At 64.6% G+C, this 10,047-nt stretch carries 11 protein-coding genes; 10 read left to right on the forward strand and 1 reads right to left on the reverse strand.

Features of this window, described 5'->3' with window-relative positions; genetic code table 11:
- The 9 genes from P8Y39_10500 to P8Y39_10540 all read left to right on the forward strand — a co-directional run.
- A partial coding sequence (locus P8Y39_10500) for an FAD-linked oxidase C-terminal domain-containing protein (GenBank protein MEJ2192756.1) occupies positions 1-643 on the forward strand: 643 nt, incomplete at its 5' end.
- A complete protein-coding gene (gene ccsA, locus P8Y39_10505; GenBank protein MEJ2192757.1) occupies positions 640-1,350 on the forward strand; it encodes a cytochrome c biogenesis protein CcsA in 711 nt (236 codons plus the stop codon). The genes P8Y39_10500 and ccsA, both read left to right, overlap by 4 nt.
- 4 nt (positions 1,351-1,354) lie before the next feature.
- Entirely contained in the window at positions 1,355-2,080 is a 726-nt protein-coding gene (locus P8Y39_10510) for a cytochrome C biogenesis protein ResB (GenBank protein MEJ2192758.1), read from the forward strand.
- Between the two features lie 135 nt (positions 2,081-2,215).
- Positions 2,216-2,635 carry a LysR family transcriptional regulator gene (locus P8Y39_10515; GenBank protein ID MEJ2192759.1) on the forward strand — a complete coding sequence of 140 codons (420 nt, stop codon included), beginning with the start codon at positions 2,216-2,218 and terminating at the stop codon, positions 2,633-2,635.
- Positions 2,632-3,438 (forward strand): extracellular solute-binding protein, encoded by an 807-nt coding sequence (locus tag P8Y39_10520; protein ID MEJ2192760.1) that lies wholly within the window; start codon positions 2,632-2,634, stop codon positions 3,436-3,438. The genes P8Y39_10515 and P8Y39_10520 overlap by 4 nt, the downstream gene beginning before the upstream one ends.
- A 301-nt stretch (positions 3,439-3,739) precedes the next feature.
- Positions 3,740-5,161: an efflux transporter outer membrane subunit gene (locus P8Y39_10525; protein ID MEJ2192761.1), complete on the forward strand. Its 1,422-nt coding sequence runs from the start codon at positions 3,740-3,742 to the stop codon at positions 5,159-5,161.
- Positions 5,158-6,456: an efflux RND transporter periplasmic adaptor subunit gene (locus tag P8Y39_10530; GenBank protein ID MEJ2192762.1), complete on the forward strand. Its 1,299-nt coding sequence runs from the start codon at positions 5,158-5,160 to the stop codon at positions 6,454-6,456. Before P8Y39_10525 ends, P8Y39_10530 begins: the two co-directional genes overlap by 4 nt.
- An 80-nt stretch (positions 6,457-6,536) precedes the next feature.
- Entirely contained in the window at positions 6,537-7,175 is a 639-nt protein-coding gene (locus P8Y39_10535) for an ABC transporter ATP-binding protein (GenBank protein MEJ2192763.1), read from the forward strand.
- A complete protein-coding gene (locus tag P8Y39_10540; protein MEJ2192764.1) occupies positions 7,175-8,386 on the forward strand; it encodes an ABC transporter permease in 1,212 nt (403 codons plus the stop codon). The genes P8Y39_10535 and P8Y39_10540 overlap by 1 nt, the downstream gene beginning before the upstream one ends.
- Positions 8,387-8,415: 29 nt before the next feature.
- Here the strand turns inward: P8Y39_10540 and P8Y39_10545 are convergent, their stop codons facing one another.
- On the reverse strand, positions 8,416-9,000 hold the full coding sequence (locus P8Y39_10545) for a hypothetical protein (GenBank protein ID MEJ2192765.1): 585 nt from the start codon (positions 8,998-9,000) through the stop codon (positions 8,416-8,418).
- Between the two features lie 320 nt (positions 9,001-9,320).
- Between P8Y39_10545 and P8Y39_10550 the strand changes: the two genes are divergently transcribed.
- Positions 9,321-9,974 (forward strand): Slp family lipoprotein, encoded by a 654-nt coding sequence (locus P8Y39_10550; protein ID MEJ2192766.1) that lies wholly within the window; start codon positions 9,321-9,323, stop codon positions 9,972-9,974.
- Positions 9,975-10,047 lie beyond the last annotated feature (73 nt).

The raw sequence follows: 10,047 nt of genomic DNA on the forward strand, positions 1-10,047 counted from the left end.
GGAGGCCCTGCTCCTTGTGGAGATGGACGGCCACCCCCGGGCCGTGGAGGAGGAGGGCACCAGGGCCATAGACATCCTCTCGGAGCACGGCGCCCAGGTGCAGGCCGCCCTGGACGAGGCCTCCCGGGAGCGCCTCTGGGAGGCCCGCCGCTCAGTCTCCCCCGCCCTTCACCACCTGAAGCTCAGAAAGATAAACGAGGACATCGTGGTCCCCCGCAGCGAACTGCCGGCCATGCTTTCGGCCCTGAGGGAGCTTTCGGAGGAAAGCGGCGTTCGGATAGTCAACTTCGGCCATGCCGGAGACGGCAACATCCACGTCAACATCATGTCCCGGCCCGAGGAGGAGCACTACCGGAAGGCCCTGGCCCTGGTCCCCCGGATATTCGAGAAGGTCCTCTCCCTGGGGGGCACCATCTCCGGAGAGCACGGGGTGGGCCTCACCAAGGCGGCCTACATCGGCATGGAAATCCCCCGGAGGGAGCTTGAGCTCATGAAGAGCATAAAGAGCCTCTTCGACCCCCGGGGCATCCTGAACCCCGGAAAGATTTTTGGGGGCGACGGCCCCACCGGGGGCACCGGCCCCGCCGATGAGGGCGACACGACGACCCGCCTCTTCAGGGCAAAGGAGGACCGGGGGCGGTGATACCCGCGGCGGCGGCCTTCGCCCTTTATCTTGTCGGCATCGTCTCGCGGCCCTTCGTTTACGCGGGCTTTCTCCTTCAGTCGGGCTATCTCCTTTACCGGGGCGCGCTCATCGGCCGCCTCCCCCTGGTGGGCGTGCACGACACCCTGAATTTCCTCTCCGCTTCCCTGGCGGGGTTCGCCGCCGCCGTCTATATCACGGAATATCCGGAGAGGAAATTTCTCTCCGCCTGCTCCGGCATGGCGGCCCTCTTCACGGTGCTCTCGCTCCTTCGGCCGCCCCACATGGGGCCCCTTCCGCCGGTGCTCGATACTCACTGGTTTGAGCTGCACGTGGCCCTGTCCTTCTTCTCCTACGCCCTGTTCGGCGTGGCAGCGGTCCTGGGCGTCCTTTACCTCCGGAGCCCGGGGCTGCGGGAAGAGCGCCTTCAGTACCGGGTGGCCTTCCTCGGGTACGCGGTCTTCAGCATCTCCATGATATTCGGCGGGGTCTGGGCCCACCTGGCCTGGGGGACGTACTGGCTCTGGACACCCAAGGAGCTCTGGACCGTCCTTATCTGGCTGTACTACAGCCTCTACCTGCACGCCCGCCTCGTGGGCGGCTGGGCGGGGAGGCCCTCGGCGGTCCTGGGGACGGCGGGTTTCGCGGTGGTCATCTTTACCTACCTCGGGGTGGGGCTCCTCATGAAGAGCTCCCACAGCTTCTGAAAGAATGAAACCCGGCGTAAGCGTTCTCGGGGGTATCCTGGATGCCCTGCTTTCCACGCGGACGGCCCTCTGGCTTCTCCTTGTGGAAATCGGGTTCTTCGTGGCGGGGGCGGTGCTCATGCCCGTCCTGCCGTCCTACGGGACGATGAACGCCTCGGCCCTCTTTTACTGGCTCGGGGCCGCCCCCCTGAGGGCCACCTGGTGGCTCTGGGGCGCCATCGGCGTGCTCATCCTCCTGACTCTGAACACCCTGGTTTGCAGCCTGGACTCCCTCATGCGGAAGCGCGAAGGGCGGCGCTTTCTTCTCATCATCTCCCCGCAGATAATCCACGCCGGCTTTCTCCTGCTGCTCCTGGCCCACCTGGTCAGTGCCGCCGGGGCGGCCAAGCAGAACGTCCTTGCCCGCGAGGGCTCCCGGTTTCGGCTGCCCGGGGAGACCACCATGGTCGTAAAGGACGTGGACGTGGCCGTAAGCTCCGAAGGCTTCCCCCTGGACTGGCGGGCCACCGTGGCCTATTACAAGGCGGGACGGGCGCTCAAGGAGGACGTGGTCGGCCCCAACAGGCCCTCCTTCCACGAGGGCATCGGCGTCTATATCCAGGACGTCCGGCCCGGTGCGGTCCTGCTTCTGCTGAGCCGGGAGCCCGGCGCCCCCTGGGCCCTCGCGGGAGCCGTCCTTTTTACCCTGGGCACCCTGCTCCTGCTCGCCCTCAAGATACTCCGCGAATAACGGACCGGCGACGAAAAAGGCCGCGGACGGGATGCCCCGAGAATGGAGCATCCGCCGGCCCCGGGCGCTCCCTCCACTCATCAGGAAAGCCTTCGGGTCCTTGACAAGCGTTATTCCCCCCGGTATAGTACGCCCATGCCCCACAGGGAAAAGGGTCTTTCGAAGTCCCGGAGGAGAAGGCGGCGTGCCCGGAGGGGCGGGGACGCCCCCTTCCGCCTCCGGGGACGGTTCTGGATAGACGGCCCCGAGGGGACGTTTCTCGGCTACGGGCGCGTGGTCCTCATGGAGCGCATCAGGGAGCAGGGCTCCATAACCCGGGCGGCCAAGTCCATGGGGATGTCCTACCGCCACGCCTGGGAGCTTATCGATTCCATGAACCGGCAAGCCCCGCGGCCCTTCGTCCTCACCGCCGCCGGAGGCAGGGGCGGGGGAGGGACGGTGGTTACCGAGGCCGGCCTGGAGGCCATCGGCCTGTTCAGGCGGCTTGAGGCGATGTTTTCCGAACATCTCGCAACCGGGCAGGACGTGCTCCGGTTTGAAAAGGAGGAATCATGAGACGCATCCTGTTTTTCGTACTGATCTTGGTTTTAACGGCATCCACCGCGTGGGCGGAGCGCATCGTCTGTGCGTCGACCACCAGCACCCAGAACTCAGGGCTCTTCGAGTACCTCCTGCCGCTTTTCAAGAAGAAGACGGGCATAGACGTCAGCGTGGTGGCCGTGGGCACGGGGGCGGCCATAGAGACCGGCAAGCGGGGCGACGCCGACGTGGTCCTGGTGCACGCCAAGGACCTGGAGCTAAAGGCCCTGCGCGAGGGCTACTTCGTCAACCGGCACGACGTCATGTATAACGACTTCGTCATCGTGGGTCCCCCCAAGGACCCCGCAGGCGTGAGCCGGGCGTCCACGGCTTCCGAGGCCATGGCCTCCATCGCCCGGGCCGGTGCGCCCTTCGTCTCCCGGGGGGACAACTCCGGCACGAACCACAAGGAGCTTTTCCTCTGGAAGACGGCGAAAATAGACCCCGCGGGACGGTCCTGGTACCTGGAGGTGGGTCAGGGCATGGCCAAGACCCTCCGCATCGCAAGCGAGAAGGACGCCTACACCCTCACCGACCGGGGCACCCTCCTGAGCCTCAAGGACAAGGAGAAGCTCGCCCTCGCCATTCTCTTTCAGGGAGACCCCACCCTGTTCAACCAGTACGGCGTCATGGCCGTAAACCCCAAGCGCCACAAGCACGTCAAATACGACGCGGCCATGACCTTCATCAACTGGCTGATATCGGAGGACGGCCAGAAGGCCATCGGCTCCTTCACCGACGAGCACGGGAATCAACTGTTCCATCCGAACGCGAAGTGAAGGGACGGTGCGCGGACGGGTATTTTTGTATTATTGTATTAGTGTACCCATGGATTTAGGGGAGCACGGTATGGTTCACGGGACGATGCGGAATCGAGATAAAAAATTAAAGTCTTCCGGGGTTTCAAGAGGATAAGGACCGACCGGTCGGCAAAAGGATACGGCACGGCCCCGGCGCGAGGTGCGCCGGGGCTTCCTCCGCCCATGGGTTCGGACGCTCCCCCTCGCACGCAGCCAAAGGAGGCTCCAAACGGGTTTTGGTTCGGCTGTTAGGCTGGCATCGGGGCTCGCCATAACGTGCATGCTCGCGGCGTGCGCCCCCGTGGGGCCGAACTACGTCCCTCCCGAAGTGAAGGCTCCCGCCACGTGGAACGCCGAGCTGGGCGGGGGCCTGAGTGCCGAAAGCGTGAATACAAAGGCCCTGGCCCGGTGGTGGTCCACGCTTCATGACCCGGTGCTGACGAGCCTGATAGACCGGGCGGTCCAGGCCAATCTCGACCTGCGCGAAGCCACAGCGCGCGTCCGGGAGGCTCGCGCACGCCGCGGCCTGAGCAAGGCCGCGCTTTTCCCCTCCGTCGATGCCACGGGCTCCGCGAGCTTTAGCCGGAGCAGCGAAGAAACCGGCGGCGGCGCCGAAAGAGACCTCTACTCCGCCGGCTTCGATGCCAGATGGGAGCTGGACGTGTTCGGCGGCATCAGGCGCTCCGTCCAAGCGGCCTCCGCGGACCTCCAGGCCAGTGAAGAGGATTTGCGCGACGTGCTCGTAACGCTGCTTGCCGAAGTAGCCCTGAACTACGTCGATGTGCGTTCGTTTCAGAGCAGGCTTTCCATAGCGGAAGCGAACCTCGCCGCCCAGGAGGAGACGTTCAACATAACCCGGTGGCGCTTCGAAGCCGGGCTTGCCACGCAGCTCGACGTGGAGCAGGCACGGTTCAACATGGAAAACACCCGCTCCCGGATACCGACCCTGCGGACCGGCCTTCAGCAGGCCAGAAACCGGATTGCCGTGCTGCTGGGAGCCAACCCGGGCTCCGCGGACGAGGAGCTCTCGGGGCGAGAGCCCATCCCCCGGGCGCCCTATGAGGTCGCCGTCGGCGTGCCCGCCGAGGCCCTCAGGCGGCGGCCCGACATCCGGCGCGCCGAACGCCGGCTGGCGGCGCAGACCGCCCGGGTCGGCGTGGCGACGGCCGAGCTCTATCCCAAATTCACCCTGCCCGGCTCCATAGGCCTCGAAGCGCTCTCGCTGGATAATCTTTTCTCCACCGGAAGCCGCACGTACAGGGTCACGCCCGGTTTCACATGGAGCATTTTCAGTGCGGGCAGCATACGGCGGAACATCGAGGTGCAGGATGCACTTCAGGAGCAGGCGTTGATACAATATGAGGCGGCGGTCCTCACCGCCCTGGAGGAGGCCGAAAACGCGCTGGCCGCCTATGCCGACGAGCAGGTCAGGCGGGAGTCGCTGCTCCGGGCTTCGGAGGCCGCGCAGCGCGCCGTCGACCTTGCGCAAAGCCAGTATGCGTCGGGGCTCATCGATTTCCAGGTGGTCCTGGACGCCCAGCGTTCGTTATTGAGCCTCCAGGACCAGTTGGCCACGAGCGAGGGCGAGGTCACGGCCGACCTGATACGCCTTTACAAGGCGCTCGGCGGAGGATGGACATCCCTGGCGCATGCCCCCGGCACGCCGCAGATGCAGTCCGAGAGCCCGGGAGATGGAAAATGAAACCGGAAACCAACCGCGAAACGGATATTGCCCGCACGCTGGGCATGGAAGAGGCATCGGACCGGGGCAGGCACTTCAAGAGATGGCTCATCGTGGGGCTCGTTCTGCTGGCACTGGCCACGGCCGTGGTTCTGTGGTGGAGAGAGGCCGGGAACAAACCCCCGGTGTACAAGACCCAGGAGGCCCGGCGTGGGAACCTCATCGTAACGGTCACCGCCACGGGGACGCTGGAGCCCGTAAACCAGGTGGACGTGGGAAGCGAGGTATCGGGGACCATAGAGACCGTCCAGGTCGACAATAACGACCAGGTGAAGGCCGGCGAGGTGCTCGCGCGGCTGGACACCGACAAGCTCCAGGCCCAGGTGCAGCAATCCGAGGCCGCGCTGGAATCGGCGCGGGCCGGGCTCCTGGAAGCACAGGCCACCGCGGTGGAGGCGCGCAACGACCTGGCGCGGCTCAAACACGTATGGGAACAAAGCAAAGGGAAGGTGCCCTCACAGCGCGACATCGACGCCGCCGAGGCGACCGTGAAACGGGCGGAAGCCGGGGTGGCCATCGCGAAGGCCGCGATATCCGAGACCCGGGCCACCCTGGACGCAAACAGGACGAACCTCTCCAAAGCGGTCATCCGCTCACCGATAAACGGCGTCGTCCTGAACCGGAACGTCGAGCCCGGGCAGACCGTGGCGGCCTCTCTTCAGGCCCCCGTTCTGTTCACCCTGGCCGAGGACCTGACGAAGATGGAGCTCCACGTGGCCGTGGACGAGGCCGACGTGGGGCAGGTGAAGGAAGGGCAGGAGGCCGTCTTCACCGTGGACGCCTACCCGGACCGGAGCTTCCGGGCCAGGATTACCCAGGTGCGTTTCGGCTCGCAGACCCTGGAGGGCGTCGTTACCTACGAGACGGTGCTCAGCGTGGACAACGCCGACCTCTCGCTCAGGCCCGGCATGACGGCCACGGCGGACATCACGGTGGAGAAGATAGAGGACGCCACTCTCGTGCCCAACGCGGCTCTCCGCTTCGCGCCGCCCGAACGCGTGAAGAAGGCTCCTTCCAACAACAACCGAAGCCTTATCCGCAGAATCTTTCCGCATCCGCGCAGGACGCCGTCGGAAAGGCCCAGGACCGAGGCGGCGAATCAGAGGCTCAAACGCGTCTGGACGTTGAAAGGGGGACGGCTCGTGCCCCTTGACATCGCCACCGGGTCCTCCGACGGGCTGATGACCGAGGTCCTGAGCGGTGACGTCGAGCCCGGGACGGCCCTGGTCGTGGATATCGAGGTCCCCGGGAAGTGAAGGAAGACGCCCCGCGTTCGCAAGGTCCCGTGATTGTGCTCAAGAAGGTGAGCAAGGTCTATGGCAGGGGCCACGCGGCGATGCGGGCTCTGCGCGGCATCGACCTGAGCATCGAAAGCGGCGATTTCGTCGCCGTGATGGGGCCGAGCGGATCGGGGAAATCCACCTGCATGAATATCCTGGGCTTTCTGGACACCCCGACGTCCGGGGCGTATCTGTTTCAGGGACTCGACGTCAGCAAACTCTCGCGCAACAAGCGCGCCCTGCTGCGCCGGCACTACCTGGGGTTCGTTTTCCAGGGGTACAACCTCCTGGACCGGACCTCGGCGCTGGAAAACGTGGAGCTGCCCCTGGTCTATCGGGGCACCCCCGTGGCCGAGCGGCACGCCCGCGCCCTCCTGGCCCTTGAAGCCGTCGGCCTGAGGGGCTGGGAGAAACACACCCCCGCCGAGCTCTCCGGAGGGGAGCAACAGCGGGTGGCCATCGCCCGCGCCCTCGTTACCGAGCCCGACGTCCTGCTGGCCGACGAGCCCACGGGAAACCTGGATTCGGCCCGGAGCCGCGAGATCATGGAGATGCTGGCGCGATTCAACCACGAAAGAGGCATAACCGTGGTGATGGTGACCCACGAACCGGACATGGCCGCCTACGCGAAGCGCACCATGCGCTTTATCGACGGCCTCCTGGACGCCGACGAAAGGAACGGCCAAGCCGCCTGATGGTATTCAACGCCTTCATGCTGGCCCTGCGGGAAATTCGCCGCAACGTCCTCAGGTCGTCGCTGACCATTCTGGGAATCGTCATCGGCGTCGGGTCGGTTATCACCATGGTGACGCTGGGCAGCGGGGCCACCGTGCAGGTGGCCACCGAGGTTTCCAGCCTGGGAAGCAATATGCTCCAGGTAAGGCCGGGGCAGCGGTTTCACGGTCCCGGGGGCAGGCGGGCGCCGGCCAGGATGTTCGAGGTGGACGACGCCGAGGCCATACTGCGGGACGTCTCCGGGCTGGCCGCCGTCGCGCCGACCGCCTCGCAGTCGATGCAGGCCATCTACGGGAACGAAAACTGGTCCACCACGGTTATGGGAACCACAAACGCCTATCTCGAGGTCAAGGACTGGGCCCTTCAAAGCGGACGCCGGTTCACCGAGGGAGAGATGCGCGGAGGGAAGGCCGTCTGCATCCTCGGCTCCACGGTGCGCCAGGAGCTCTTCGGCGGGCAGGACCCCGCCGGGTCCTCCATTCGCCTGAAAAAGCTCTCCTGCCAGGTAATCGGAGTCCTCCAGTCCAAGGGGCAGACCAGTTTCGGCAGGGACCAGGACGACCTCGTCCTCATCCCCCTGCGCGCCTTTCAGCGGCGCGTAGCGGGCAACACCGACGTCAGCAACATCCTCGTCTCCGCCCGGGACGGTGTCTCCACCGACAAGGTCAAGCGGGACATCGAGCGGCTGATGCGCGAGCGCCGGAAGATATCGGCGGGCAAGGACGACGATTTCTACGTCAGGGACATGAAGGAGATAGTGGCCGCGCTGACGGGGACGACCCGCGTGCTGACCGCCCTTCTGGGAGCCGTGGCCGCCGTGAGCCTTCTGGTCGGCGGAATAGGCATCATGAACATCATGCTGGTGTCGGTCACGGAGAGGACGCGCGAGATAGGCATACGGCTGGCCGTCGGCGCCATGGAGCGCGACGTGCTCACGCAGTTTCTCGTGGAGGCGGTGGCGCTGTCGTCCTTTGGCGGGCTCATCGGCATTGTGCTGGGTCTTACGGCCGCCTATGCGGGCACGCAGGTGCTGGGCGTCCCCCTCGTCCTGAACGCGGGCATCGTTGTGGTGGCTTTCGTCTTTTCGGGAGCGGTGGGCGTGCTCTTCGGCTATTTCCCCGCCCAAAAGGCCGCGCGCCTCAACCCCATAGACGCGCTTCGCCACGAGTAGAGACAGGGACCTGAAACCGGGCACGGGAATCAGAAGACAAAGCCGGCATGCCCGCCGAACCTGAAATTGTTGTAATCCACCCCCCACACGTCATACGCGAACTGGTATTTCGTGTTCAGGCCGATGAAAACGAACCTTGTCCTCCAGTTGGCGTTCACAAAGACCTGCCACGCCTCCCCGGCATCCGCAAGCTTTGTGCTGGACGGCCCCTCGATGCCGATAAACACCTCCTTTCCATCAATCCATATGATGCCGACGCCCGCGCCGATGTCCAGCGAGAGGCCGCGGGTCAGCGCAATGGCCTGCTTCACGTTCGCTTCGAAGGAGTAGAAGTCGACGGACGAGAAGAAATCGCCGCCGGCATCGGTGACGTTCGTTGCTTCGCTCCTGCCTATCTCCACGCCCACGTACGTATCGGGCTGGACCCGCACATAGAGGTCCAAACCCAGATAGTCCCCTTCGTCAATTCCCCAGAACCGCTTGACGTCGTGGTCAAAGTATATGCGGTCGTACTTGACCGAGAGGTGCACCCTTCCCAGAGAGTATCCACCGACCCGGCCCGGCTCCTCAGCAAAGGCCGCACCGGAGGGAACGACCGACGCAAGAAACAACACCAGCACCGCCGTCCTCACGGAGGACCAGCCGCTTGACTCCCTCCCGGTCCCTTTACTCCTATGTGAAGCCACACGCAAAAAGCAATTTCGTGCCGTACTATACTCTTTTCAGTAAAGCAATTCAATAAGGCACGCCGCCCGGAACGCGCCGCCGTGGCCTTCGTCGGGGGCCGTCCATGAAAGAAAGTGTTGACAGCCGTCACCGGCTGTGATACTTACTTTTTAACCGGCGCGTGTTCGCTCGATGCCTTTCCGCCGGCGGCCAAGAGGAAAGGAAGAGCCGTTAACAAAACAGGGAGCCGGAGGGAAGGGGGCCGGATATGACGCGGTACGGATTCTCTGGACGCCTGTTCTTGCTTGTGTCCGCCTTGGTTTTCATACTTTCCTGCGCCCCCCCGATATCGAAGCGGTACAGGGAAGAGGCCGCCCCGAACGTGACCTTCACCATGGTCCTCGAGGACCCCGCCGCCTTTAAAGGATCCCTGGTCGTATGGGGAGGCGTGATTATCAAAACGGTTGTCCTCGACGGCGGCACCGAGCTTTTTATCCTCGAAACGCCCCTGGGATGGAGGGAAAAGCCCGGGGACGCCGATTCCAGCCAGGGGCGCTTTATCGCCATAAGCTCCTCTTACCTCGACCCCTTGATATACCACAGGGGAAGGAAAGTCACGCTGGCCGGAGAGGTCACCGGCGAAAGGACAACGGCCAGCCCGAAGACCCAGAGGTCTTACACGTACCCGGTAGTCACGGTCAAGGAGCTTCATCTCTGGCAGAAGGAAAGAGCCTATTATCCATATTATTATGGCTGGTACCCACCTTTTAACTGGGGATGCGGCCCCTTCGGGGACGAATTCTGCGGCGACTACTTCGGAGGGGAAGAGTTCGAGGGAGGCGAGGAGCACAGGGGCGAGCGCGAGTACAGGGACGAAAACGAGCGCGGGGGCGAGCACGAGCGCGGAGAGGAGCGACGATGACGGGCGGCCGTGATTGCCCGCGCGGGGCGGGGGAACAGTATTGCCGCGGAGAAGAAAGAAGGAGGTCTTTTTC

It is taken from the genome of Nitrospirota bacterium, from assembly GCA_037386965.1.
Lineage (GTDB): Bacteria > Nitrospirota > Thermodesulfovibrionia > Thermodesulfovibrionales > JdFR-86 > JARRLN01.

Bases quoted from the DNA above. Each gene is read 5' to 3' on its own strand.
- P8Y39_10550 (MEJ2192766.1), top strand. From the start codon at position 9,321: ATGACGCGGTACGGATTCTCTGGACGCCTGTTCTTGCTTGTGTCCGCC.
- P8Y39_10530 (MEJ2192762.1), top strand. From the start codon at position 5,158: ATGAAACCGGAAACCAACCGCGAAACGGATATTGCCCGCACGCTGGGC.
- P8Y39_10520 (MEJ2192760.1), top strand. From the start codon at position 2,632: ATGAGACGCATCCTGTTTTTCGTACTGATCTTGGTTTTAACGGCATCC.
- P8Y39_10535 (MEJ2192763.1), top strand. From the start codon at position 6,537: ATGCGGGCTCTGCGCGGCATCGACCTGAGCATCGAAAGCGGCGATTTC.
- P8Y39_10540 (MEJ2192764.1), top strand. From the start codon at position 7,175: ATGGTATTCAACGCCTTCATGCTGGCCCTGCGGGAAATTCGCCGCAAC.
- P8Y39_10515 (MEJ2192759.1), top strand. From the start codon at position 2,216: ATGCCCCACAGGGAAAAGGGTCTTTCGAAGTCCCGGAGGAGAAGGCGG.
- P8Y39_10525 (MEJ2192761.1), top strand. From the start codon at position 3,740: ATGCTCGCGGCGTGCGCCCCCGTGGGGCCGAACTACGTCCCTCCCGAA.
- P8Y39_10510 (MEJ2192758.1), top strand. From the start codon at position 1,355: ATGAAACCCGGCGTAAGCGTTCTCGGGGGTATCCTGGATGCCCTGCTT.